The 23219-nt window shown below is 64.8% G+C and carries 25 protein-coding genes and 1 riboswitch; of the genes, 17 read left to right on the top strand and 8 right to left on the bottom strand.

The genetic code is table 11. The annotated features are described in order from the left end of the window. Window positions 1-38: 38 nt before the first annotated feature. On the bottom strand, window positions 39-512 hold the full coding sequence (locus tag KFK14_RS02530; protein WP_070157445.1) for a nuclear transport factor 2 family protein: 474 nt from the start codon (window positions 510-512) through the stop codon (window positions 39-41). Between the two features lie 240 nt (window positions 513-752). Between KFK14_RS02530 and KFK14_RS02535 the strand changes: the two genes are divergently transcribed. The 4 genes from KFK14_RS02535 (at window position 753) to KFK14_RS02550 (ending at window position 3888) form a co-directional block, all read left to right on the top strand. Beyond that, on the top strand, window positions 753-1412 hold the full coding sequence (locus KFK14_RS02535) for a PepSY-associated TM helix domain-containing protein (protein ID WP_246524820.1): 660 nt from the start codon (window positions 753-755) through the stop codon (window positions 1410-1412). Between the two features lie 13 nt (window positions 1413-1425). Next, window positions 1426-1953, top strand: coding sequence for a DUF2271 domain-containing protein (locus tag KFK14_RS02540; protein ID WP_212609758.1), 528 nt, complete (start codon window positions 1426-1428; stop codon window positions 1951-1953). Window positions 1954-1969: 16 nt separating this feature from the next. Then, window positions 1970-2881, top strand: a complete 912-nt coding sequence (locus tag KFK14_RS02545) for a DUF4198 domain-containing protein (RefSeq protein ID WP_212609759.1) — start codon at window positions 1970-1972, stop codon at window positions 2879-2881. Between the two features lie 125 nt (window positions 2882-3006). Continuing rightward, on the top strand, window positions 3007-3888 hold the full coding sequence (locus KFK14_RS02550) for an FAD:protein FMN transferase (protein ID WP_212610995.1): 882 nt from the start codon (window positions 3007-3009) through the stop codon (window positions 3886-3888). A 139-nt stretch (window positions 3889-4027) separates the two neighbouring features. Here KFK14_RS02550 and KFK14_RS02555 read toward each other — a convergent pair whose 3' ends face one another. After that, window positions 4028-4429 (bottom strand): DUF1489 family protein, encoded by a 402-nt coding sequence (locus tag KFK14_RS02555; protein ID WP_212609760.1) that lies wholly within the window; start codon window positions 4427-4429, stop codon window positions 4028-4030. A 21-nt stretch (window positions 4430-4450) separates the two neighbouring features. Then, a complete protein-coding gene (gene mgtE, locus KFK14_RS02560; RefSeq protein ID WP_212609761.1) occupies window positions 4451-5893 on the bottom strand; it encodes a magnesium transporter in 1443 nt (480 codons plus the stop codon). A gap of 151 nt (window positions 5894-6044) precedes the next feature. Here mgtE and KFK14_RS02565 point away from each other — a divergent pair, with 151 nt between their 5' ends. Continuing rightward, window positions 6045-6494, top strand: a complete 450-nt coding sequence (locus KFK14_RS02565; protein WP_070157434.1) for a peptidylprolyl isomerase — start codon at window positions 6045-6047, stop codon at window positions 6492-6494. Between the two features lie 168 nt (window positions 6495-6662). Here KFK14_RS02565 and KFK14_RS02570 read toward each other — a convergent pair whose 3' ends face one another. After that, window positions 6663-8678 carry a M3 family metallopeptidase gene (locus tag KFK14_RS02570; RefSeq protein ID WP_212609762.1) on the bottom strand — a complete coding sequence of 672 codons (2016 nt, stop codon included), beginning with the start codon at window positions 8676-8678 and terminating at the stop codon, window positions 6663-6665. A gap of 115 nt (window positions 8679-8793) precedes the next feature. On the opposite strand from KFK14_RS02570, the gene KFK14_RS02575 reads away from it, so the two are divergent. The 4 genes from KFK14_RS02575 to KFK14_RS02590 all read left to right on the top strand — a co-directional run bounded on the left by KFK14_RS02575 (window position 8794) and on the right by KFK14_RS02590 (window position 11631). After that, window positions 8794-9432: a nicotinate-nucleotide adenylyltransferase gene (locus KFK14_RS02575; RefSeq protein ID WP_212609763.1), complete on the top strand. Its 639-nt coding sequence runs from the start codon at window positions 8794-8796 to the stop codon at window positions 9430-9432. Window positions 9433-9434: 2 nt separating this feature from the next. After that, entirely contained in the window at window positions 9435-9824 is a 390-nt protein-coding gene (gene rsfS, locus KFK14_RS02580; protein WP_070157428.1) for a ribosome silencing factor, read from the top strand. Between the two features lie 138 nt (window positions 9825-9962). Continuing rightward, a complete protein-coding gene (locus KFK14_RS02585; RefSeq protein WP_212609764.1) occupies window positions 9963-10385 on the top strand; it encodes a 23S rRNA (pseudouridine(1915)-N(3))-methyltransferase RlmH in 423 nt (140 codons plus the stop codon). Between the two features lie 4 nt (window positions 10386-10389). After that, entirely contained in the window at window positions 10390-11631 is a 1242-nt protein-coding gene (locus KFK14_RS02590) for a murein hydrolase activator EnvC family protein (RefSeq protein WP_212609765.1), read from the top strand. 240 nt (window positions 11632-11871) lie between these two features. On the opposite strand, the gene KFK14_RS02595 is transcribed toward KFK14_RS02590, so the two are convergent. Both KFK14_RS02595 and bdcA read right to left on the bottom strand, forming a co-directional pair. Beyond that, window positions 11872-12813: a DUF3011 domain-containing protein gene (locus KFK14_RS02595; protein ID WP_212609766.1), complete on the bottom strand. Its 942-nt coding sequence runs from the start codon at window positions 12811-12813 to the stop codon at window positions 11872-11874. A gap of 369 nt (window positions 12814-13182) precedes the next feature. Then, entirely contained in the window at window positions 13183-13899 is a 717-nt protein-coding gene (gene bdcA, locus KFK14_RS02600) for an SDR family oxidoreductase (RefSeq protein ID WP_212609767.1), read from the bottom strand. Between the two features lie 73 nt (window positions 13900-13972). Between bdcA and KFK14_RS02605 the strand changes: the two genes are divergently transcribed. The 6 genes from KFK14_RS02605 to KFK14_RS02630 all read left to right on the top strand — a co-directional run bounded on the left by KFK14_RS02605 (window position 13973) and on the right by KFK14_RS02630 (window position 19155). Then, on the top strand, window positions 13973-14563 hold the full coding sequence (locus KFK14_RS02605; RefSeq protein WP_212609768.1) for a TetR/AcrR family transcriptional regulator: 591 nt from the start codon (window positions 13973-13975) through the stop codon (window positions 14561-14563). A gap of 286 nt (window positions 14564-14849) precedes the next feature. Then, window positions 14850-14962, top strand: a riboswitch (yybP-ykoY riboswitch). Between the two features lie 96 nt (window positions 14963-15058). Beyond that, window positions 15059-15634 (top strand): TMEM165/GDT1 family protein, encoded by a 576-nt coding sequence (locus KFK14_RS02610; protein WP_212609769.1) that lies wholly within the window; start codon window positions 15059-15061, stop codon window positions 15632-15634. Between the two features lie 124 nt (window positions 15635-15758). After that, the gene (locus KFK14_RS02615) at window positions 15759-16976 is read left to right on the top strand and encodes an argininosuccinate synthase (protein WP_070157824.1); all 1218 of its coding nucleotides are present in this window, start codon (window positions 15759-15761) and stop codon (window positions 16974-16976) included. Between the two features lie 86 nt (window positions 16977-17062). Beyond that, window positions 17063-17716, top strand: a complete 654-nt coding sequence (locus tag KFK14_RS24180; protein WP_281417173.1) for a methyl-accepting chemotaxis protein — start codon at window positions 17063-17065, stop codon at window positions 17714-17716. 330 nt (window positions 17717-18046) lie between these two features. Continuing rightward, window positions 18047-18382 carry a hypothetical protein gene (locus KFK14_RS02625; RefSeq protein ID WP_212609771.1) on the top strand — a complete coding sequence of 112 codons (336 nt, stop codon included), beginning with the start codon at window positions 18047-18049 and terminating at the stop codon, window positions 18380-18382. Window positions 18383-18492: 110 nt separating this feature from the next. Next, entirely contained in the window at window positions 18493-19155 is a 663-nt protein-coding gene (locus KFK14_RS02630; RefSeq protein ID WP_246524822.1) for a DUF1345 domain-containing protein, read from the top strand. Window positions 19156-19158: 3 nt separating this feature from the next. On the opposite strand, the gene KFK14_RS02635 is transcribed toward KFK14_RS02630, so the two are convergent. Then, window positions 19159-19536: a VOC family protein gene (locus tag KFK14_RS02635; RefSeq protein ID WP_212609772.1), complete on the bottom strand. Its 378-nt coding sequence runs from the start codon at window positions 19534-19536 to the stop codon at window positions 19159-19161. A gap of 224 nt (window positions 19537-19760) precedes the next feature. On the opposite strand from KFK14_RS02635, the gene KFK14_RS02640 reads away from it, so the two are divergent. Both KFK14_RS02640 and KFK14_RS02645 read left to right on the top strand, forming a co-directional pair. After that, window positions 19761-20303, top strand: a complete 543-nt coding sequence (locus KFK14_RS02640) for a winged helix-turn-helix transcriptional regulator (protein ID WP_212609773.1) — start codon at window positions 19761-19763, stop codon at window positions 20301-20303. A gap of 78 nt (window positions 20304-20381) precedes the next feature. Beyond that, window positions 20382-21692, top strand: a complete 1311-nt coding sequence (locus KFK14_RS02645; protein ID WP_212609774.1) for a methyltransferase family protein — start codon at window positions 20382-20384, stop codon at window positions 21690-21692. Between the two features lie 138 nt (window positions 21693-21830). Here the strand turns inward: KFK14_RS02645 and KFK14_RS02650 are convergent, their stop codons facing one another. Next, window positions 21831-23204, bottom strand: coding sequence for a glutamate--cysteine ligase (locus KFK14_RS02650; RefSeq protein WP_212609775.1), 1374 nt, complete (start codon window positions 23202-23204; stop codon window positions 21831-21833). Window positions 23205-23219 lie beyond the last annotated feature (15 nt).

The following is a 23219-nucleotide window of genomic DNA, read 5'->3' on the forward strand; positions in this document are numbered from 1 at the left end:
AATCCCAGGTCAGGCGCATTCACCGGCTCTACGCCCGTTCAGTTCAGCATCATCGGGGACAGGGACTTTTCCGCGGCCGCCCGTTCCGCGACATTGCCGTCGCATGCGCCAACCGGCCGCATCTTCAGGTCGGCGATCTGCCAGTGGCAGCGGTTCTGCAGCCGCGCATGGAAATCATAGCAGGAGATCAGCGCGCCCTTCTTGCTCCAGTCGGTGACCAGGCAATAGGCGTGAATTTCCAGTTCGCGGGCATTGCCCGTGCGGTCGATCATGACATTCGACAGATGGTGGCGCCAGTTGCCGGCGCTCTTGGCGTAGACCAGTTCGGGAATGCCGATGATCGCGGCGCGGCCGTTGAATATGCCGACGGAGCCGGCGTCCAGGTGGCAGTCCGTGGTAAACAGCCGCGTCCATTCCTGGGCATTATTATGATCCAGAAAATGGCAGAAACGGCTGACAAGTTCCTGCACTTCCATTTTCGTCTGCAGGTCGACGGTTGATATGCAACCCATGATACTCTCCGAATATTATGCTTGCCCATATTTTAGGCTTTGGGTCAGCCTATCATGATTCGCCACTAAGGCAACTGCCGGAAATCAGGAGGAATGTCCCGAAAAGCGCCGCCGATGCAGGGCTTTTGCATGGGCGCCCGCCCGCGAAAATACAGAATGGAAACATAAAGCTGTTTGCAATTGCGAATCGTTCTCGTTAGTGGCTCGGAGGTCATTTCCGCAGGATTCGCGCAGCCCTCCATGCATATGAAAGTCGCCAAACAACCGGCCAAGCAGGATGGCAAGGCGAAGAAGGCGCGCAAGACGTTCTGGCTCAAGCAGCTTCATACCTGGCACTGGATCAGCTCGGCGATCAGCCTGATCGGCCTGCTGCTGTTCGCCTTCACCGGCATCACCCTCAACCACGCCGCCGATATTGAGGGCGAACCGAAGGTGGTCGAGGCTGCGGAAAAGCTGCCCGCCGACCTGTTGAAGCAGATCGCACCGGATAATGCGCCTGACTCAAAAAAGCCGCTGCCCGCGCCGGTCGCCGCCTGGGTCGGGAAATTCGTCGGCCGCACCGCCACTGGCGAGGCGGAATGGTCCGCCGCCGAAGTCTATCTGCCCCTGCCGCGCCCCGGCGGCGACGGCTGGGTATCTATCGACCGGGAAACCGGCGATGTGTCCAGCGAGGCGACCGATCGCGGCTGGATCTCCTACCTCAACGATCTGCACAAGGGCCGCAATTCCGGCAGCGCCTGGAAATGGTTCATCGATATCTTCGCGGTCGCCTGCTTCATCTTCGCGCTGACCGGGCTTTTCCTGCTCTGGCTGCATTCCGCGAAGCGCCCCAGCACATGGCCGCTCGTGGCGCTTGGCCTCATCATTCCGGCGGTGATCGCCGTCATCTTCATCCATTAGGGGGACCACATCCATGCAGATACGTCACAGCCTGATCCTAACCGGCATCGCCGCTGTTGGCGCGGGGGCCGCGCCGTCCGCGTCGGCGCAGACGATCGACGTGACCGTCAACATTCCGCGCATGTCGGTCGCCGAATATCATCAGCCCTATGTCGCCATCTGGATCGAGAAGGCGGGCGCCCCGGCGCGTACGCTGTCGGTCTGGTACGATTATGACAAGGCGAAGGGCGAGGGGAAGAAGTGGCTGAATGACTTGCGTAGCTGGTGGCGCGCGTCCGGCCGGTCGCTGACCCTGCCTGCCGACGGCGTGTCCGGCGCAACCCGTGCGCCGGGCGATCAGAAGATCAGCTTCACGGCGGGCAAGGGGCCGCTCGGCGCCATCGCCCCTGGCGACTACACGCTGGCCGTTGAAGCCGCCCGCGAAGTCGGTGGACGGGAAGTGGTCCGCGTGCCCTTCTCCTGGCCGCCCAAGCCGGGATCGACCGCGCGCGCCGCGGGCAGCACCGAATTGGGGGCCGTAACCCTTGGCTTCCGCAAGTAATAAGGGGAGAGTGATCATGAGGAAATCCTTCAAGCGCAATATCATCCTGATGGCTGCCGTGGCGGCGATCGCGTTGCCCGGCGCGGCGCAGGCGCACCGCCAGTGGATGCTGCCGTCCTCGACCGTGCTGTCGGGCGACGATGTGTGGGTGACGGTGGACGCCGCCGTGTCCAACGACCTGTTCTATTTCGATCATCAGCCGATGCGCACCGAGTCCGTGAAGGCGATTGCTCCGGACGGGACCGAGGTGAAGATCGAGAATGCCTCGACCGGCCGTTACCGCAGCACCTTCGACGTGCATCTGCTGCAGAAGGGCACGTACAAGATCGTGTCCGCCACGAACTTCGTCATGGGCAGCTATATGCTGGACGGCAAGGAGACCCGCCTGCCGCGCGGCACCACCACGGAAACGCTCAAGACCGCCATCCCGGCCGGAGCGACGGATGTAAAGACCAGCGAGGCGTTCAACCGCAACGAGCTGTTCGTCACCGTCGGCGCGCCGACCGACACAGTGCTGAAACCCACGGGCAAGGGGCTGGAGATGGTGCCCGTCACCCACCCCAATGATCTGGTCGCCAAGGAAACCGCCACTTTCCAGTTCCTGCTGGACGGCAAGCCCGCCCCTGACCTGAAGGTGACGGTGGTTGAAGGCGGCATCCGCTATCGCGGCACGCCGGGTCAGATGGACCTCAAGACCGACAAGGACGGCAAAGTCGCCGTGACCTGGCCGGAAGCGGGCATGTATTGGCTGAACGCCAGCATCGGCGGCGGCCGTGAGGGCGGCCCGCCGCCCGCCGCCGGTGGCGCTGCGCCCAAACCCGCTGCGCCCAAGCCCGCTGCGGATGCCGCGCCGAAGCCTGCCGCGCCGGCCGGTCCGCCCGCCCGCCGCGCAAGCTATGTCACCACGCTTGAGGTGCTCGCGCCCTGAACCAGATGGCGTCGGGCGCGGCACCACAATTCGCCCCGCGCGTCGCCATCCCGGCGGCGTTGACGGCCGACGCCTTCGATGGGCGCGACCGCATGGGCCGGATCGTCTCGCTGGGCGGTCCGACGATGGGGACAAGCTGGTCGGCGCGGATCGCCGCACCGGCCGCTGGCCTGCCCGACGGCGTGGAAGCGGGGATCCTGTCCGTGCTGGCCTCCGTCATAGCGCAGATGAGCAATTGGGAGCCGGACTCCGGCATCAGCCGGTTCAACCGGTCTGCGCCGGGGGAATGGCAGCCTCTGCCCCCCGATTTCCTGACCGTGCTCCACGCGGGCCTGCATGTTGCGGAGCGAAGCGGCGGCGCGTTCGACCCGGCCATTGGCGACGCCGTGGAGGCGTGGGGATTTGGTCCGGGCGCCTCGCGTTCCCCATCGCCTTTACCGGCGCAAAGCTGGCGCGCGATAGAGATTGACGGCGGCCGGGCGCGCAGGCTTGCGCCGGTCGCGCTCGACTTTTCCGGCATCGCCAAGGGGTTCGCCGTCGATGCCGTGGCCGGATGTCTGTCGGACATGGGGCTGCGGAATTTCCTCGTGGAGATTGGCGGGGAGTTGCGTGGGTCCAGCGTGAAGCCGGACGGGCAACCTTGGTGGGTCGATCTGGAGGCGCCGCCGGGCATGACCCTGCCGGTTACGCATGTGGCGCTTTGTGGTCTGTCGGTCGCGACGTCCGGCGACTATCGCCGCTATTTCGAGGAAGGCGGGAAACGCTACGCGCACAGCATCGACCCACGCACCGCCGCGCCGATCGACAATGGTGTGGCGTCGGTGTCGGTGTTCCACGAAAGCGCGATGATCGCCGATGCCTGGGCGACAGCGCTGACGGTGCTCGGCGTTGAGCGGGGGCTGGCGCTGGCGGCCGACGAGGGGCTGGCGGCGCTGATGATCACGCGCAAGGAGGATGGCGCGGCGAAGGAATGGATGACCCCCGCCTTCGCTGCGATGCTGGGGTAAGGATAAGAACTCCCCTCCCTGGAAGGGAGGGGCTGGGGGTGGGTCCGCCGCGCAGCGGCGTACTCTCACGGTCCTAATATGCTCGCTTCGCTCGCAACCCACCCCTAACCCCTCCCTTCCAGGGAGGGGAAAGCAACACCTAAACCAACCCCAGCTTCGACAATTCCCCCAGCATCGCGGGCGGCATCGCGTCCGCGCCCTCCGCATCCCCGCCAAAATCGGCAGGCGCGTCCTTTTCCTCCAGATAGCGCCAGCCCTGATGCGCGCGTTTGGGCCGGGCGTGGACGGGGATCAGCCGGGGCTCCAGGCGTATCCAGTGCCGTCCTTCCGGGGCTTCCTGAAATCCGATGATCGGGCTGCGGCCGACGATCATATGGCCGTGAATCCAGTAGAGCGATCCGCCCGCCATTTCCTCCACCCGCTTGGGCAGATAGCGCGTGGTCATCCGCGCCTCGCCCTTGCCGGCATGCGATTCCAGCCAGGCGCGCAGGGTCTCCACATTCTCGCTGCGAAAGGCGATCTTGGTGATGTTGAGCGGCATGATCAGAACGGCATGGGGACGTCAAAGCCCCCAGAGCGTCGCGAGGCCGAGGAAGGAGAAGAAGCCCATGACATCGGTCAGCGTCGTCACGAACACCGCCGACGATACGGCGGGATCGACGCCCGCCTTCTCCAGCGTCAGCGGCACGAGTATCCCCGCCAACCCCGCGACCAGATTGTTGAACAGCATCGCCATGGCGATCACGATGCCCAGGTCGTGATTCTGGTAGATCAGGCCGACCGCGACGCCGATCAGGCAGCCAAGAACGGAGCCGTTGGCCAGCGCGATGCGGAACTCGCGCAATATGTTGCGGCGGGTGTTGGAACTGGTGAGCTGATTGGTGGCGAGCGCGCGCACGGCCACCGCCATCGTCTGCGTCCCGGCATTGCCGCCCATGCCCGACACGATCGGCATCAGCACCGCCAGCACGACATATTTGGCGATGGTCTCCTGAAAGAAACCGACCACGGACGCCGCGAAGATGGCGGTGCCCAGATTGACGATCAGCCAGGACAGGCGGGTGCGCACCGTCATCAGGATCGGCTGGTTGATGTCGCCGTCGCCCGCGCCGGACAGGCGCAGCACGTCCTCGCCCGCTTCCTCCTGCACGATGTGCAATATGTCGTCGACGGTGATCATGCCGACCAGCCGCCCGCTGCCGTCCACCACGGCGGCGGAGATCAGCGCATATTTCTGGAAGCGCAGCGCCACTTCCTCCTGATCCATGTCGACCGGGATCAGTGTCTGCTCGCGCTTCATCAGGTCGGAAATGGCGATGCCGCGCGGGCAGGTGAGCACCCAGGAAAGCTGGCATGTGCCGATCGGCTTGTGCGCCTCATCGACGACGAAGATTTCCCAGAAGTCGCTGGTCAGGTCGCTGTTGTCGCGCAGATAGTCGATCACCTGGCCGACCGACATATGCTCCGGCACCGCGATCAGGTCGCGCTGCATCAGGCGGCCTGCGGACTCCTCCGGGTAGGACAGCGCGCTTTCGATCGCGGCGCGATCTTCCGGGGCCAGCGCGTCCAGCACCGCCTGCTGGTCCTCGCTGTCCATGTCCTCGATGATCGCGACGGCGTCGTCGGTATCGAGTTCGCCGGCGAATTCGGCGATCTGTTCGGGCGCGAGCGCGTCGATCAGGTCGTCGCGGACATAATCGTTCAGCTCGGACAACACTTCCGCGCCGACCAGGTCGCCCAGCGCGGCGGCAACCTCGCCGCGCTGTTCGGACGGCGTAAGCTCCAGAAGGTCGGCGATGTCGGCGGGGTGCAGCGGCGAAACCAGCTCGCGCGCTTCTTCATTATGCCCTTCCTCAACAGCGTCGAGGACGGCGGTCACGAATTCGGGTTTCAGCCGGTCGTCCTCGTCATGCAGCGAGTCCGGGGCGGCCGTCTCCACCGCATTTTCAGCGGTGTCGCGGTCCTCCACGTCGGTCAGCGGATCGGCTGCGCCAACTTCGTTCATCGCCGCCTCCGTCGCTGTCCGTTTCGTCCGTCATCCGATCCCTTTTGCGCATGCACAATTCAAAAGCAATGGCGCGCGTGGGGTTCCATCCTGCCCCCAAGTCCCTATATGGGGCCGCAATTCGATTTTCCCGTAAAGAAGAGGATTTTTCATGGCCGACGAAACGCTGACCCTGACCCTGGATACCGGTGACGTGGTCATCAAGCTGCGCCCGGACCTCGCGCCCGGCCATGTCGAGCGCATCGCCACGCTGGCCAAGGAAGGCTTTTACGACGGCGTGGTTTTCCACCGCGTGATCCCCGGCTTCATGGCGCAGGGCGGCGACCCGACCGGCACCGGCATGGGCGGTTCGAAGCTGCCGGACCTGAAGGCCGAATTCAATGCGGAGCCGCATGTCCGCGGCGTGTGCTCGATGGCCCGTTCGTCCAATCCGAACAGCGCCAACAGCCAGTTCTTCATCTGCTTCGACGACGCGACCTTCCTCGACAAGCAATATACCGTCTGGGGCGAAGTGATCGAGGGCATGGAAAATGTCGACGCCCTGCCGAAGGGCGAACCGCCCCGCACGCCGGGCAAGATCGTCAAGGCGACGGTTGCGTAAATTTGATGAAAATCCAACCGCCGTTCGGGCTGAGCGAAGTCGAAGCCTTCCACTGAACGAAGTGAAGTGCCTTCGCCTCCGCTCAGGCGAACCCTTCGACAAGCTCAGGGCGAACGGATGTTGGTAAATGAAAAAGGGCCGGCGGATCACTCCGCCGGCCCTTTTTCCTTACTTGTTCGCCAATTCGTCCTTGAACGCCTCCAGGCTGAGCGGGCGTCCCAGGAAATTCTGGATCAGGACATTGGCGTCCTCTGACCCGCCCGGCTCCAGCACCTGCTTGCGATACTGCATGGCCGTCGCCTTGTCGCGGATGCCCGCCGTCTTGAACTTGGTGAACAGGTCCAGCGCGATCGCCTTCGACCAGACATAGGTGTAGTAGATCGCCGAATAGCCATCCAGATGGCCGAAGGACGCATAGGCATGCGTGTCCGGCACCGGCGGGAACAGCGAATAGCGCGATACCTGCTGGTCATACATGGATTTCAGGTCGAAATCCGGCTTGCGGTTATAATAGTTCATGGACACCGCCGCATAGGCGAGCTGCCCCTTCCACTGGCCCGGTTCGCCGAAGCGGCGGCCCGCATTCATCTTCTTGACCAGCTCCTCCGGGATCGGCTCCCCCTTCGCATTGGAGGCGAAGCCCTTCAGCGTGTCATAATCCCAGGTCCATTCCTCCAGAAGCTGGGACGGGGCCTCGATGAAGTCCCATTGCAGATTGCCCATCGACTGCACGCCATATTTGGTGTGCCCTGAATATAGGGAATGGATGAGGTGGCCGAATTCGTGAAGGAAGGTCGTCACATCGTCATGATCCATCGGCCCGGTGGCGGGGAAGTTGCAGATCAGCGCGCCGACGGGGATCTGCCGTCCCTCGATGCCGGTGCGGATCGGGAATTGCGCGGCATGGCTGAACTTGCCCTCGCGCGGATGCATGTCGAGGTAGAAGCGGCCGACGAGCTTGTTGCCGTCATACAGCTCCCATGCCGTGACGCTCTTGTCCCAGACCGGCGTGTTCCACGGCCGGATGTCTGCGCCGAACAGGTCGCCGATCAGCTTGAAGATGCCCGACCGCGCCTTGTCATAGGTGAAATATTCGCGGACCTCATTGGCGTCCACGGCATATTTCTTCTTGCGGAGCAGGTTGCTCATATAGCTGTTGTCGTACCGCTCCAGCTTGGTGATCGTCGGATCGACGGTCTTGGCGAAGGCGAGCAGTTCGGCATAGTCGGCGTCCGCGCCCGGTTTTGCCGCGACGTTCACATCCTCCAGGAACTGCGCCGCGCGCTGCGGGTCGCCGATCATCTTGTCGGCGGTCGCCAGCGTCGCATAGTCGGGATAGCCCAGCGTCTGCGCCAGCTCGAAGCGCTTTTCGAGCAGCGTCTTGAGCACCGCCTCATTCGCCGGATAGCCGCGATTGGCGAAGGCCGTCGTCACCTTGCGCCGGGTTTCCCGGATGCTGGCGAAGTCGAGCACCGGGAAGATATCGGGATAGTCGAAGGTCAGATGGACCAGCCCGTCCGCGCCCGGCTTGTGGCTGTCCAGGAAATCTTTCGGTAGTCCGGCCAGTTCGGCGGGTTTCAGGGGGATGTCGCCCTTGTCGTCGCGGATATTCTTGGCGAACAGCAGGCCGGTCTCGGTGATTTCCTTCTGAAGCTGGGTCACCTTCGCGCGGGTCGCGTCATCCTTGTCGACGCCCGCCAGCTTGTAATTGGTCAGCATCTTCTTGAGCGTGAAGCCGGTCTTGGCGTCGAGCTTCGCGGTCGGGATCGCCGCCAGCCGGTCATAGATCGGGCGGGACAGGTTCACGCCGGTCGCGGCGTCGGACAATTTGGGCAGGCAGGCTTCTGCGGCCGCGCGCACTTCCTTCACCGGATAGGTTTCGGAAATCAGGTACATCTCGCTGCTGCCATCGCTCAGGATCAGCGACAGCGTGTCATAGGCTGCGAAATCGCCGTCGATGCTTGCCTTGCCCTTGCGGGATTCCAGCGCGGCCTTCGCCTTGGCGGCCAGCGACAGGGTTTCGTCGCACCGCTTGGCCACGGATTCCGGCGTCGCGCCGGTGATGGGCAGGGCGGACAGATAAGCGTCCGCTTCCTTGTCGAGCGGGGTCGTGGCGGCCTGGGCGGAAAAGGATGTGCCGGCGAGCAGGGTCGCGGCGATCGGCCCGCGGAAGGAGAAGGGCATGTGGGGGAACTCCCTAAAAGCTGTATTATGCGCCTAATATGCTTGCCCAATCGCAAGGCGCAATGGGAATCGGACTCGGATTGCCGCGCGGGGCATATGCTGCCAAAGCCATGCCATGCGGCGCATCGGACTTCTCGGCGGCTCCTTCAATCCGGCGCATGGCGGGCATCGCGCCATTTCGCTGTTCGCGGCGAAGGCGTTGGGTTTCGATGAGCTGTGGTGGCTGGTCTCGCCCGGCAATCCGCTGAAGCCCGCAAAGGGCATGGCGCCGCTGCCCGCCCGACTCGAAAGCGCCAGGCGTCAGGCGCGCCGCGCGCCCATCCGCCCCACGGCGATCGAGCGGGACCTGCGCACCCGCTACACCGTCGATACCCTCCGCGCGATTGTCCGCCGCTACCCGCGTCATCGCTTCATCTGGTTGATGGGCGCGGACAATCTGGCGCAGTTCGACCAGTGGAAGGACTGGCGCGCCATCGCGCGCATGATGCCCATTGCCGTGATCGCCCGGCCGGGCTATGATGATGTGGCCTTGGGTTCACCCTCCATGGCATGGCTGCGGCGCTTCGTCCGGCCCGCGCGCCAGAGCAGTGACTGGACGGAATGGAGACCGCCGGCGCTCGTGCTGTTGCGCTTTCGCCCTGATCCACGATCGGCGACTCTGCTGAGGCAGGTCGATCCCCTCTGGCATCGCGAATATGAAGCGCGGCAAGTGCGCGACCCGCTGACGCGTCGCCTGATCACCCTGAAGGAGTAGCATTGCCCAGACCTCAACCCGCCAACGATACGGCGCATGACGCCGAATCCGTGGCCGCCCTGCACGCCCTTGTCATGCAGTCGCTCGACGACGACCAGGCGCAGGAAACCATCACCATCCCCCTTGAAGGCAAGAGCAGCATTGCGGACCATATGGTCATCGCCAGCGGGCGTTCGTCCCGCCAGGTGGCGTCCATGGCGCAGAAGCTCGCCCAGCGCATCAAGGAACAGACCGGCCGCAACGCCCGGATCGAGGGGCTTCCGGTCGCCGACTGGGTGCTGATCGACGCGGGCGACGTGATCGTCCACCTGTTCCGGCCGGAAGTGCGCAGCTTCTACAATCTGGAACGGATGTGGGGCTTCGTCGACATGCCGGTGGCTGGCACGGCTTGAGTAGGCGATAGCTGTTTCCTAGAGACCGTTCGCCCTGAGCGAAGTCGAAGGGTTCTGCTGAGCCATAGGCGAAGCCACTTCACTGCGTTCAGTGGAAGGCTTCGACTTCGCTCAGCCCGAACGGATTAGGGGCGGGGAATGCTGCTGCACATCATCGCGCGCGGAAAGATCGGCCGTTCGCCCGAAGCCGAACTGGTCGAGCGGTACCTGAAGCGCGTGACCTTGCCGCACAAGGTCACCGAACTGCCCGATCGCGGCGGCAAGCTGCCCCCGGTCTCCCCCGGCACCGTCACGGTGATGCTGGACGAGAAGGGCAAGCAGCTCACCTCCATGGATTTCGCCCGCCGGATAGAGGGCTGGCGCGACGGCGGCGCCCGCGAATGCCGCTTCCTGATCGGTGCGGCGGACGGCTTTGACGAGGCGGAGCGGAGCAATGCCGACCTGCTGATCGCCTTCGGCGCGATGACATGGCCGCACATGATGGCCCGCGCGATGCTGGCCGAACAATTGTGGCGCGCCACCTCCATCCTTGCCAATCACCCCTATCATCGCGAAGGATAGTCCCGTGAGACGGGGGATCATCATCGCATCGCTGATCGCGTCGGCGCTGGGCGGCGGCGCGGTGGCGGTGTTCGCGCAGGCCAATGCGCCGCAGGATGTCGCTCTCCCCGGCGTAGCGCCCACCAGCCTCGCGCAGGAAAGGCAGGCGCTGCTTGCCGCCAGGAAACAGGCGGCGGAGGCGAAGGACCGTTCGGCGCGGTTGCAGGTCCAGGCGCAGCGCGCGACGCAGGACGCGGAAAAGGCGCGCCGCTGGGCCGCCGCGCTCGCCGCCCGCATCCAGGAATCGGAGGCGGATATTCAGGCGGCGCAGGCGCGCATCGCCATCGTCGCCCGGCTTCAGCGCGCGCAGAACGCCCGCCTCGCCGAAAAGCAGCAGCCGATCGTGCGCCTCACCGCCGCGCTCCAGATTCTCGCCCGCCGCCCGACGGCGCTGGCACTGGTGCAGCCGGGGTCGATTTCCGACGCGGTCCATATGCGCGCCGTGCTGGGGACGGTGATGCCGGTCATTCAGGAGCGTACGGCTGGCCTCCGCACCGAACTCGCCCGCAGCCGCCAGCTCCGCGCCGCCGCCGAACAGGCCGCCGCCTCCCTGCGCGACAGCCGGGCGCAGCTTGCCTCCCGCCAGCAGGAACTGCGCCGCATGGAAACCGCCAAGCGGCTTGCCTCGCGCGATTATCAGGCGAATGCCGGGCTGGAGGCGGACCGGGCGGTGGCGCTAGGCGAACAGGCCCGCGATATCGTCGACCTGATGAACCAGCTTGCGGTGGCCAGCGACATCCGCAGCGAACTCGCCAATCTGCCCGGCCCTGTTCCCCGGCCAAGCCAGCCCGGCGCGGCGGGCGCGCCCGCGCCGGAACGCGCCACGGCGAATGCTGGGCTGCCCCCCTACCGCCTGCCCGTCATTGGCGCGCTGGTCACGGGCATGGGCGAATTGTCGGACAGCGGCGTCCGGGCGCGCGGCCTGACCATCGCGACCCAGCCCGGCGCGCAGGTCGTTGCGCCGACGGCCGGGCGCATCGCCTTTGCGGGCCATTATCGGGGTTACGGCCAGATCGTGATCATCGATCATGGGCAGGGCTGGACGACGCTGATCACTGGCCTCAACCATTTGTCCGTCGATGTCGGCACGGGCGTTGGTCAGGGCGACCCCATCGGCACCGCAGGCGCGCCAAGGCCCACGGTGACGATAGAATTGCGTCGCAACGGCCGGCCGGTCGATATCGTGCCGCTGGTCGGGCTGGGTTAGGCTCCTCCCTTATCATGTTTAAAAGGCGTCGTGCTCCTGCGAAAGCAGGAGCCCAGTCCCGCCGTCAGAACTGGGCTCCTGCTTTCGCAGGAGCACGCAGCATATCGGGCTAATCAGGATAAATTCTCGCCGTCATCCGGCCAACCTCCGTTCGCCTTGAGTCTGTCGAAAGGCTGTCCTTTTCTTCAAGAAGGACAGGGCTTCGACAAGCTCAGCCCGAACGGAGGGTGGTTGAAGCCCTCACCCCCCGCTGGCGAAATCCAACTGGATCACCTTGGTCGGCGTCGCCCGGCAGTAGAGCGGCAGGGTGCGCTCGCCATCCGGGTAGGTCGCGGTCAGCGACGCGCCGAACCGCCAGCCGCCATTGCCCTGTTCCAGCGAGGTCAGCTTGTCATAGCTCAGCCGCGTGCCGCCGGTCGCGCCGATCTGCCGCGCCGCTTCGTAGAGGCAGGTCTGGACGGAGGGGCGGGAGGCGGCGGGCAGGGGCGACAGGTCGGCGACCAGCGCGGCGGGCGGGCCGGGCGGGAAGGTGGCGGGGGCCTCGGCTTCCGGCTCAGGCGTCGCCGCGTTCGCGGCTTCGGCGGCTTCCTTTTCTTTCTTCTTCTTGCTGGCGTTGCTGGCGAGCAGGGCGATCAACCCGCCCGCGACCGCGACGCCCGCAATGACCGCGCCGGTGCTCGGCCCCTTGTCCTTCTCCTTTTCGGGATAGGGTTGGGGATAGGGGCGGTCGGGATAGGGATTGCCGGGATATTGGCCGCCCCCGCCAGCCCAGCGGCCATAGGCGAATTCCGCGCTGCAGCCGTTCGACACCCAGATATTGCTCTTGGTAAAGCCCCAGGTCCGGTTCTGGACGCAGGAACCGCCCAGGCGGCGGACAAGCTGCACGCGGTTCTCCGTGCGCACCGCGCACCGCTCCGTCTTGTGCCGGACCGACTCGCATCGGATCGTGCGGCCATAATTGTTGCCGGGCGGCTGCGGTCGTTGGGGGTAGGTGGGTTTTGGCGGCTGGATCACCGGGCCGCCCGGATAGGTCGGGCGCGGGGGCTGGACGGCGGGTCCGCCGGGAACGGGGAGAATCTGCGGCTTCTCAATCGGCGTCGGCCGGGTCTGGGCGGCGAGCGGCGTGATGGCCGTGGCCGAAAGCGCGATCATGACGGTCAGTGAAACGAACCTGCGAGTCATCCCTGTTCTCCCACGAAACAGGCGGGACCGCCGGAACGGCCCGCCGGAGCGCCACCGCGCGGCCTCCTCCGGCAGCGTCTGACAGCATCGTTTCGACCCTGTTACAGGATACAGGACGTGGCGAAATTAACCATAGGGATTCGGTTAGGGCGTGGCTGTTTCCAGGCTCCGTCAGCTCGGTACTGACCAGCCCGAAACGCGCCGTGCTCCTGCGAAGGCAGGAGCCCAGTCCGGAGCGTGGGCCTGGGCTCCTGCTTTCGCAGGAGCACACCTCTGCCTGAACCCCGCGCAGCCCGGGCATAACGGTCCCGGTGAACCTTCTCATCTCCGGTTCCGAACGGGCGCGCTATTCCAGATGTTATCGCACCCTCACGCCCCGAAACCGCCGTCGATCGTGTGCATCGCGCCGGTCACGATGCGCGTCTCCGGTCCCGCCAGATAGGCGACCATACCCGCCACCTCGTCCGCCGTGCCGTGGCGCTTGATCGCCATGAAATCATGCATCGCGCCGCTCATCGGGCCGTCATGCGGGTTCATGTCGGTGTCGATCGGGCCGGGCTGCACCACATTGACGGTGATGCCGCGCCCGCCGAAGTCCCTAGCCAGGCCGCGCGCCATGCCCTGCAGCGCTGATTTGGTCAGCGCATAGGCCGCCCCGCCGGCAAAGGGCATGCGGTCGCCATTGACCGATCCGATCACGATGATGCGGCCGCCGTCGGGCATCTGCCGGGCGGCTTCGACCGCGGCGTGATAGGGCGCGCGCACATTGATGTCGATCATCCGGTCCACCGCATCCGGGTCGATGGCCAGCGAATCGTCGATCACGGCGACGCCCGCATTGACGACCAGCACATCCAGCGGTCCCTGCGCCTTCACCACGCCGATCACCTCGTCGCGGACGGCGGCGTCGGACCGGATGGCGGTCGCGCCGGTGCTGGCGGCCAGAGCATCCGCCGCGTCCTTCGACCCGGCATAGGTGAAGGCGACATCCGCGCCCTCCTTGCTGAACCGGCGGACGATGGCCGCGCCGATGCCCCGGCTGCCGCCGATGACGAGGACTTTCTGATGGGTGAAGTGGCTGCTCATGGCGATGTTCCTTGCATGAATATGTAATGAGTGCTACATAATACGGAGAAAGGGCACGTCAAGGATTTTTGTAATGATTGCTAAAATAAATCCGAAGGGCCGGGGCAGGCCAAGGGGCTTTGATGTGGATGCTGCGTTGGGCACGGCGCAGGCGCTGTTCCACGAACATGGCTATGACGCGGTGGGCGTGGCCGCCATCACGGAGGCGCTGGGGATAAACCCGCCCAGCTTCTATGCGGCGTTCGGCAGCAAGGCCGGATTGTTCGAACAGGTGCTGGAGCGCTACTCCGCCTGCGCCCTGCCTCTGGAGGATATTCTTGCGCCGGGGCGGCCGCCAGCCGAGGCGCTTGCCGAGTTGCTGGAGGCGGCGGCGCGCTTCTATGCCGCTGATCCGCATACCACCGGCTGTCTGGTGCTGGAATCGGCGCGCGCGTCCGGCGATCCGCACAGCGCCGCCAAGGCGCAGGCGCTGAAGTCCGCCAGCCGGGATCATGTGCGCGCTTTCGTGGCGCGGACCCATGCCGGGATGGCCGATCTGGTCGCCGATTATGTCGTCAGCATGATGTCCGGCCTGTCGGCGGGCGCGCGGGAAGGGTGGAGCGCGGAACGGCTGGGTGCGGTCGCCCGGATGAGCGCGCCGCTGCTGGCCGCGATGCTGGCGTAAAAAAACCGCCGGCGTCCCGTTGGGAACGCCGGCGGAGAAGGCAAGCGCTTGAGGAGCGCGCCACACACACAAAAGGTCAAAAGTTCGACCCAATCGCTGCCGCCAAACCCCCCGGCCCCGGCAACGACCTTCACCGGCTGCGACCCGAGGAAGGATGGCCATTAACTACTGTAAGTCGCGGGATTCGGGCAATTAGACATTCGTCGTAAGCGGAAAGGCGTAAATGCGCGCTCCTTACCCTTCGCCCTCGCATTGGGTAGCCGCCTTGTTTTCCGCGCCGAATCCGCCTAGGCAGGCGGCGTCATCTGGGGAGTAGCCAGCCGTCCGGACGCCGGGCGGGCCATGCGTCAACATATTTGGCCGAGAGGCCGTGGCGCATGGGGAACGGACATCCGTTCCGGGCGAGACCAATGGCATCGCGACCCCCTTGTCCGGCCGGGCGGGGAGGCGCGGTGGCATTGCGTCTTTAACCAGCCCGGCCCAGGAACATGTCTCATGGAAGCCTTGCTGACCTCCACCGCGCTCGTCGCCCTCGCCGAAATGGGCGACAAGACGCAGCTTCTCGCCATGCTGCTCGCCACCCGGTTCCGTAAACCCCTGCCGATCATCGCGGGCATATTCGCGGCCACGCTGGTCAATCATTTCCTCGCCGCTCTGGTCGGGCATCAGGCCGCCGGGCTGCTCGACGCGCCCTGGTTCCGCTACGCCGTGGCGTTCAGCTTCATCGCGATGGCGGCATGGACGCTGATCCCTGACAAGATCGATGAGGATGCGCCGCTGAAGGCTCCCTCCGGCGCGGGCATCTTCGTGACGACATTGGTGGCCTTCTTCCTGGTGGAGATGGGCGACAAGACGCAGGTGGCGACTGTGGCGCTGGGCGCGCGGTTCGCCAATGTCTACGCGGTCACGGCGGGCACGACGCTGGGCATGATGATCGCCAATGTCCCCGCCGTATTGGGCGGCGAGGCGCTGGCGAAGCGGGTGCCGATGCGCGCGCTTCAGGTCGGCGCGGCGCTGCTGTTCCTGCTGCTTGGCCTGTGGATGCTGGCCGGGCTGCTGGGCTGGGCCTGACGATATCGGAAAACCGTTCCGGCGCGGGAGATATTCCGCGCCGCTATCGGGCAGGGGGCATTGCGCTTGGCCCCCCTGCCTGATACCGGCGCGCCCGTAACCCGCGCGTTCAGGAAGCCCGTCCATGTCCGACAAGATCAACCGCATCGTCCTCGCCTTTTCGGGCGGCCTCGACACCAGCGTCATCCTCAAATGGCTGCAGCAGACCTATAATTGCGAGGTGGTGACTTTCACCGCCGATCTGGGCCAGGGCGAGGAGCTGGAGCCGGCGCGCAAGAAGGCCGAGCTGATGGGCGTGAAGCCCGAACATATCTTCATCGACGATCTGCGCGAGGAGTTCGTCTGCGACTATGTGTTCCCGATGATGCGCGCCAATGCGCTCTATGAGGGACTGTATCTGCTCGGCACGTCGATCGCCCGGCCGCTGATCGCCAAGCGTCAGATCGAGATCGCGAAACTGGTCAATGCCGACGCGGTGTCGCATGGCGCGACCGGCAAGGGTAATGATCAGGTCCGTTTCGAGCTGGGCTATTATGCGCTGTCGCCCGACATCAAGGTCATTGCGCCCTGGCGCGAATGGGACCTGACCAGCCGCACCCGCCTGATCGAGTTCGCCGAACAGAACCAGATCCCCATCGCCAAGGACAAGCGCGGCGAAAGCCCTTTCTCGACCGACGCGAACATGCTGCACACCTCGTCGGAGGGCAAGGTGCTGGAGGACCCGTGGGGCGAAGTGCCCGATTATGTCTATTCCCGCACCGTGAACCCGGAGGATGCGCCCGACGCGCCGGAAATCATCACCATCGATTTTGAGAAGGGCGACGGCGTCGCCATCAACGGTCAGGCGATGTCGCCCGCCACCCTGCTGGAAACGCTGAACGATTATGGCCGCAAGCATGGCATCGGCCGCCTCGATCTGGTGGAAAACCGCTTCGTCGGCATGAAGTCGCGCGGCATGTATGAAACGCCGGGCGGCACCATCTACCATCTCGCCCATCGCGGCATCGAGCAACTGACGCTGGATCGCGGCGCCGCCCACCTGAAGGATGAGCTGGCCCCGCGCTACGCCGAACTCATCTATAACGGCTTCTGGTTCTCGCCGGAGCGCGAGATGCTGCAGGCGGCGATCGATTACAGCCAGGAGAAGGTGACCGGCACCGTAAAGCTCAAGCTCTACAAGGGCGGCGTCTATGTCATCGGCCGGAAATCGCCCTACTCGCTCTACAGCGAGAAGGTGGTGACGTTTGAGGATGATGCCGGCGCTTATGACCAGCGCGACGCGGCGGGCTTCATAAAGCTCAACGCCCTGCGGCTGCGCCTGCTGGGCCGCCGCGACCGCTAATGCGCGGCGCGAGATTGGCGCACAGAGTTAACCTGCTTTTTACCCGAAACAGCTCATATATCCATTTTGGTTGGAGTGGGACGGGGATGCACGGGCTGGATATTAATCCCGCCGCCATGTGGCAGGCGATAGAGCGGAGCGCGGCGGTCATCACGTTCGACATGAACGGATGCGTCACCGGGGCAAACGACAATTTCCTGGCGTTGTTTGGCTACCGCTATAGCGACATTGCCGGGCGGCATCACCGGCTATTCTGTGAGCCGGGCTATGCCGAATCTTTTGAATATCGCCGTTTCTGGGACAAGTTGCGGTCCGGCCGGTTCGACACCAGCGAATATCGCCGGGTCGACAGCAAGGGCGATCCGATCTGGATACGGGGCAGCTACAACCCATTGCATGACGCGGATGGGCAACTGATCGGCATCGTGAAGTTCGCCAATGACATCAGCGCCGAAAAATTCGCCATGGAGGCGAAGGCGCAGGCCGAACAGGCGCTGCGATCCAAGGAGATGGAGCGGCGCGCGGACACCGAGGCGGTATTGAGCCAGGTGGTGTCCATCGTCGATTCCATCGACGCGATCGCCCGCCAGACCAACCTGCTGGCCCTCAACGCCACGATAGAGGCCGCGCGCGCCGGGGAAGCTGGGCAGGGCTTCTCCGTGGTCGCGGCGGAAGTAAAGAAACTCGCCGTCGACACCCAGACCGCCACCAGCCGCGCGCGGGGGTTGATCGCCTGTTAGGCGATGCGCTCTTTTAGCCGTCTCCGCATGCGAGAGAGGGTTGGGCAAGGGTCTGCGCTACCGTTTGCGCGCGGCGCCCGAGCGGAGGCCGGCCGCCTCTGCTTTTTTTGCCGTCATCCCCAATAACTGCCATCATCCCGGTGCCGTCATCCCGGACTTGATCCGGGATCCATGAGCGCAGGCGCTTGTGCAGCCAAGCTTACGAGGAGCCAATGGATCCCGGATCAGTCCCGGATGACGGAACGTGTAGAGAGCGGACCGTCGGGTACTAGTGGACTGTTGAGCTATAGCTGACATAAAGGTTGCGGGCATATCGCCGCGAGACTTGCCATGACGTTGATCCGGCCATCAGAATTGTTCGAGCGTGTGAGGGCGTTTTGGCCTGCTAAAATCTCGACATCGAGCAACGCGGTTAACGACATCTACTGGCCGCTGGAAGAACGATTTGGGGACGATGAATGGCTTCAGGTGGGCGGATGGTCGTTTCACCAAGCTGTATCATGTCTTGCTAGAGAGGCAGCAGAACGCGGCGAGCAGGCCCTGCTGATTTCAGCCATCACTGTCGAGGATTTCGATGGCAGAATGAGAAGCAATTTGAGCCATGATGATTGGGTCAACGAAAGGCCGCTTTATGGCAATCTGTCGACCCGTGCCGACGGCAACTAATGATCGTTAGCCGACCCATCGCCCTGTGACCCACCAACAGCTTCACCTGCCCGTCGCTGAACCGCCGCCTCACCACAGCGCGCGCCCGACACACACCCCTTGCGCCGCCCATGCGAAGCGCGCCAAATCCCGCCATGCCGGATCGCGCCCATAGCCGCACCCCCATCTTCCCCTGGCGCTATGGCATGTTCCTGGCGCTTCTGGCCGTGGCCGCGCCGCTGGGCCTGTTTCTGCCCTGGCATGAGGCGGTGATGGGCGGGTTCGATATTGCGGCGCTGGGCTTCCTCGCCAGCCTGCGCGCACTGCTCGATGCCGACGCGAAGCGGATGCGGCGGAATGCGAAGGAGAATGACGCCAACCGGGCGGGCATGCTGGCGATCACCGGCATTGTCATGGCGGTGATCCTGGTGGCGGTGGGCGTTGCTGTTTCCGGAAAGGGTGCGCCGACACCTGTCGCCACGGCGCTGCTGCTGGCGACGCTTTGCATCGCATGGCTGTTTTCCAACATGATCTATGCGCTGCATTATGCCCATATCTTCTACGTCGCCGGGGCGGGCGGCAAGGATAGCGGCGGGATCGACTTTCCCGCCACGAAAGAGCCGGGATACTGGGACTTCATCTATTTTGCCTTCACGCTGGGCATGACGTTCCAGACGTCCGACGTCGGCATGACGACGGTGAAGGTGCGGCGGGTCGCCATCTTCCACTGCCTCGCCGCCTTCATATTCAACCTCGGCATTCTGGCCTTCACCATTAACGTGCTGGGCGGATAGGCGTCAGGCGGCGGCCATATCCTGATAGAACATCAGGGCGTTGCCGTCCGGGTCGAAGAAGGTCAGCAGCTTCACCATATCCGGGATCACCATGATGTCCCCGTCCATGCGCACGTTCTGCGCGGCCAGCGCGGCCTTCGCCGCCTCGATATCGCTGACGCCCCAGGTCGGCACCGCGCCGCCGCCCGGCGTCACCGCCTCCACCTCGCTGAAGCCGATATTCACGCGCGCGACCGGGCTTTGCATCTCGCACCAGGCGATGTCGTTCATCCGGTAGAGCAGGGTGAAGCCCAGCACGCTTTCATACCAAGCGATCGTCCGGTCCAGGCTGGTCGCGCTCATCGCCAGCGTCAGGCCGCCATCATAGTTCAATCCCACCATCTCCCGTCCCTTCCTTCGCCAAATGCGCCATTACGCACCGCGGATGCCCCGGCGGCGCACTGACGCCCGTCCGAGCGCAGGCATCCATGCCGTGCGCTGATCTCCGTGCGCTGATGCCGGTGCACTGGCGCCAGCGCCCACCCGCATGCGCCCATTTCAGCTTCACACCCCCGGTTTCTCCGAGTCTCTTGCATCCTAAGTCATGAAAGTATAGTTGATATGAAATGCCGTCAATCACCACGATTTCCGAGCTGAGCCGCTATCGCTGGACCGTTCCCTTGCTGGCCTTCCTCGCCACCCATGGCGGCGGGCGGTTCGTGCATATGGCCAACAGCATGGGCATCCCGCGCGAAAGCCTCTCCCGCACGCTGGAGGCGGCGGTTGCTGCGGGCTGGGTCATCCGCAATCCCGGCCACGGCCACCCGCTGCGGCCGGACTATGTGCTGACGGCCGACGGCGCGCGCGTTGGGGAGGGGTGCCGCGCGGTCATCCTGTCGCAAGCCGCCGCCGGCCTCCCGCCCGACGCGCTCACCCGCTGGAGCCTGCCGGTGATCCGGCTGGTCGCGGACGGGCATAACCGCTTCAACGCCATCGCCCGCGGGCTGGAGGGCGTCACCCCCCGCGCCCTGACCGGCAGCCTGAAGGCGCTGGTGGGCCATGACGTGCTGCACCGGCGCGTCACGGACGGCTTTCCCCCCGCCAGCGACTATGCGCTGACCGGCCGTGGCGTGATGCTGGCCGACGCCCTGGAACGCCTCGCCGCCTGATCCGCATAGAGGCCGGACACCCTCGCATTCCCCGTCGCCTTCACCGCTTGATTACCATTGCCCGCTATGCCGCTGGGCATGAACAAGCCGCATCCTGTTCTGGGCGATCCCTGTCCGAAGTCGGCCGTGGGCCATGGCGTCGGCCTTGCCGGGCTGCTGGGCCTCGTCGCCTGGACGCTTCTTGGCTGGCATTATGGCATGGACGGTCCCTATGCGGGGATGACCGCCATCTTCGCCTGCGGTATCCCGATGGTGCTGTGGTCGCTGCTGGTGGACAGGGTGCATCGCAACCCGACGACCGGCATTGACTGGGACGGGACGCCCCGGCCGCTCAGGGACATAAGCGACATCAGCCTGGTGAAGCTGACCGGCCTGTGGGCGACATGGGGCGGGCTGGCGATCCTCTATTGCGTGGCGCGCTGGTATTGGGACGGCGGCTATCGTTTCGCGATGCAGATGTTCGGCGCGGCCGCCCCCTGGCTGCTGGCGCTCTCCATCCCCTATGTGCTGTGGCTGGACCGCAGGCTGGTGGAACCGCGCGACGCCGCTTATGCCTTTGGCCAGTGGGTCATCGGCGGCGCGGCGGGCCGGGCGGACAAGGCCCTGGTCGCCAACCATCTGCGCGCCTGGGGTGTGAAGGGCTTTTTCCTCGCCTTCATGATCTCCATCGTGCCGGCCAATTTCGCCAATGTGATCCACTGGAACCCGGCGCAGGTCGTCGCGAACCCGGTGAACCTCGCCAATTTCCTGATCACCGCCATGTTCCTGATCGACGTGGCCTTTGCGACGGTCGGCTATATGCTGACGATGCGCCCGCTTGACGCGCATATCCGCACCGCCAACCCCTATATGGCGGGCTGGGTCGCGGCGCTGATCTGCTATCCGCCCTTCGTGCTGATGGGGCCGGGCGGCCCGCTCGACTATCATCATGGCACGGCGGAATGGAGCTACTGGCTAGCGGGCAACAGCGCCGGGCAGTGGCTGGTCGGCGGTATTCTGGTCGCGCTGACCGGCATTTACGCCTGGGCGACGGTGGCGTTCGGCCTGCGTTTCTCCAATCTTACGCACCGGGGCATATTGACGCACGGTCCCTATCGCTGGACGCGCCACCCGGCCTATCTGTCGAAGAACCTGTTCTGGTGGATTTCGACCGTGCCTTTCCTCGTCACCAGTGACAGCCTGATCGACATGGTGCGCAACACCGTGACTCTGGCGGTGGTCAGCGGCGTCTATTACTGGCGCGCGCGGACGGAGGAGCAGCATCTGGGCAGCGACCCGGCCTATCGCGACTATAGCGACTGGATGGCGCGGAACGGATGGGTGCCAAGGCTGGTCGCGGCGGTGACGGGACGGAAGGCGCGGCCCGCAGTGTTGCAGCCGGCGGAATGACCAACATCCGTTCGGCCCTTCGACAAGCTCAGGAGAGCGAAGTCGAAGCCTTCCACTGAGCGGAGCGAAGCGCCTCACTCCGTTCGGCAAAGCCCTTCGACTTCGCTCAGGGCGAACGGAATTTGGTTCAGGCCTGACCTAAAAACTCTGCTCCGCATACACCCTGGAAAGATCGCCCTTCCACTCGCCATGATAGCGCTCCAGCAGCCGCTCGGCCGGGACCTTGCCGCTCGCCACAATCTCATGCAGTTCCGTCAGATAGCCGGTCTCATTATCGCCTGCGCCATTCAGCCGTCCGCGCGCCGCAAGACCGCTCCGCGCAATCTCCAGCGCTTCGGCGGCGATATGGCGCAGCGTCCGGCCACCGCCTATCGGCGCGTCCAGGCCCAGCTTCGGCACGGAATCGCGCAGCACCTGCCGCTCCTCCATGCTCCAGCCCTTGACCAGATCCCATGCCGCGTCCAGCGCGCCATTGTCGTAGAGCAGGCCCACCCATAGAGCAGGCAGCGCACATATCCGCCCCCACGGCCCGCCATCCGCGCCGCGCATCTCCAGGAAGCTTTTCAATCGCACCTCCGGGAAGGCGGTGGACAGATGATCCTCCCAGTCCTTCTCGGTCGGCTTCTCGCCGGGCAGGACGCTCAGCTTGCCCTCAAGGAAATCGCGGAAGCTCAGGCCCGACGCATCGATATATTTGCCCTCGCGGAACACGAAATACATCGGCACGTCCAGCGCATAGTCGGCATATTGCTCGTATCCGAAGCCCTCGTCGAACACGAAGGGCAGCATGCCGGTGCGGTGCGGGTCGGTGTCCGACCAGATATGGCTGCGGAAGGAGAGGAAGCCGTTGGGCTTGCCCTCCGTAAAGGGTGAATTGGCGAACAGCGCCGTCGCCAGCGGCTGCAGCGCCAGTGACGTGCGGAACTTCTTCGCCATGTCCGCCTCGCTACCATAGTCCAGATTGGTCTGGATGGTGCAGGTGCGCAGCATCATGTCGAGGCCCAGCGACCCGACGCGCGGCATGTGGCGCAGCATGATCTCATACCGGCCCTTGGGCATGATCGGCAGGTCCGCGCGCGCCTTGTCCGGCCACATGCCGAGGCCCAGGAAGCCCATGCCCAGCATGTCGCCGACATATTTCACCTGCTCCAGGTGACGGCCGGTCTCCGCGCAGGTTTCATGCAGATTTTCCAGCGGCGCGCCGGACAGCTCCAACTGGCCCGCAGGCTCCAGGCTGATCGTGCCGTCGGCGCCGGACAGGGCAATGATATTCTCGCCCTCGAACACCGGCGTCCAGCCATAGCGGGTCAGGCCGATCAGCAGCGTGTGGATGCCGCCCTTCTCCTCATAGGAGGGGGCGTGATGATCCTTCATCGAATAGACGAATTTCTCATGCTCGGTGCCGATGCGCCAGCGTTCCGGCGGCTTCTCGCCCTTCGCGAAGGCGGCGATAAGCTGATCGCGGCCCTCAATGACCGGATCGATCCCCCCTGAGTCTGTTCTGGTGCTCATGCCCCGCCCTTAACT

It is taken from the genome of Sphingobium phenoxybenzoativorans, from assembly GCF_018286635.1.
GTDB classification, from domain to species: Bacteria; Pseudomonadota; Alphaproteobacteria; order Sphingomonadales; family Sphingomonadaceae; genus Sphingobium; species Sphingobium phenoxybenzoativorans.

Bases quoted from the DNA above. Each gene is read 5' to 3' on its own strand.
- KFK14_RS02530 (WP_070157445.1), bottom strand. From the start codon at position 512: ATGGGTTGCATATCAACCGTCGACCTGCAGACGAAAATGGAAGTGCAG.
- KFK14_RS02535 (WP_246524820.1), top strand. From the start codon at position 753: ATGCATATGAAAGTCGCCAAACAACCGGCCAAGCAGGATGGCAAGGCG.
- KFK14_RS02540 (WP_212609758.1), top strand. From the start codon at position 1,426: ATGCAGATACGTCACAGCCTGATCCTAACCGGCATCGCCGCTGTTGGC.
- KFK14_RS02545 (WP_212609759.1), top strand. From the start codon at position 1,970: ATGAGGAAATCCTTCAAGCGCAATATCATCCTGATGGCTGCCGTGGCG.
- KFK14_RS02550 (WP_212610995.1), top strand. From the start codon at position 3,007: ATGGGGACAAGCTGGTCGGCGCGGATCGCCGCACCGGCCGCTGGCCTG.
- KFK14_RS02555 (WP_212609760.1), bottom strand. From the start codon at position 4,429: ATGCCGCTCAACATCACCAAGATCGCCTTTCGCAGCGAGAATGTGGAG.
- mgtE (WP_212609761.1), bottom strand. From the start codon at position 5,893: ATGAACGAAGTTGGCGCAGCCGATCCGCTGACCGACGTGGAGGACCGC.
- KFK14_RS02565 (WP_070157434.1), top strand. From the start codon at position 6,045: ATGGCCGACGAAACGCTGACCCTGACCCTGGATACCGGTGACGTGGTC.
- KFK14_RS02570 (WP_212609762.1), bottom strand. From the start codon at position 8,678: ATGCCCTTCTCCTTCCGCGGGCCGATCGCCGCGACCCTGCTCGCCGGC.
- KFK14_RS02575 (WP_212609763.1), top strand. From the start codon at position 8,794: ATGCGGCGCATCGGACTTCTCGGCGGCTCCTTCAATCCGGCGCATGGC.
- KFK14_RS02585 (WP_212609764.1), top strand. From the start codon at position 9,963: ATGCTGCTGCACATCATCGCGCGCGGAAAGATCGGCCGTTCGCCCGAA.
- KFK14_RS02595 (WP_212609766.1), bottom strand. From the start codon at position 12,813: ATGACTCGCAGGTTCGTTTCACTGACCGTCATGATCGCGCTTTCGGCC.
- bdcA (WP_212609767.1), bottom strand. From the start codon at position 13,899: ATGAGCAGCCACTTCACCCATCAGAAAGTCCTCGTCATCGGCGGCAGC.
- KFK14_RS02605 (WP_212609768.1), top strand. From the start codon at position 13,973: ATGATTGCTAAAATAAATCCGAAGGGCCGGGGCAGGCCAAGGGGCTTT.
- KFK14_RS02610 (WP_212609769.1), top strand. From the start codon at position 15,059: ATGGAAGCCTTGCTGACCTCCACCGCGCTCGTCGCCCTCGCCGAAATG.
- KFK14_RS02615 (WP_070157824.1), top strand. From the start codon at position 15,759: ATGTCCGACAAGATCAACCGCATCGTCCTCGCCTTTTCGGGCGGCCTC.
- KFK14_RS24180 (WP_281417173.1), top strand. From the start codon at position 17,063: ATGCACGGGCTGGATATTAATCCCGCCGCCATGTGGCAGGCGATAGAG.
- KFK14_RS02625 (WP_212609771.1), top strand. From the start codon at position 18,047: ATGACGTTGATCCGGCCATCAGAATTGTTCGAGCGTGTGAGGGCGTTT.
- KFK14_RS02630 (WP_246524822.1), top strand. From the start codon at position 18,493: ATGCGAAGCGCGCCAAATCCCGCCATGCCGGATCGCGCCCATAGCCGC.
- KFK14_RS02635 (WP_212609772.1), bottom strand. From the start codon at position 19,536: ATGGTGGGATTGAACTATGATGGCGGCCTGACGCTGGCGATGAGCGCG.
- KFK14_RS02640 (WP_212609773.1), top strand. From the start codon at position 19,761: ATGCCGTCAATCACCACGATTTCCGAGCTGAGCCGCTATCGCTGGACC.
- KFK14_RS02645 (WP_212609774.1), top strand. From the start codon at position 20,382: ATGAACAAGCCGCATCCTGTTCTGGGCGATCCCTGTCCGAAGTCGGCC.
- KFK14_RS02650 (WP_212609775.1), bottom strand. From the start codon at position 23,204: ATGAGCACCAGAACAGACTCAGGGGGGATCGATCCGGTCATTGAGGGC.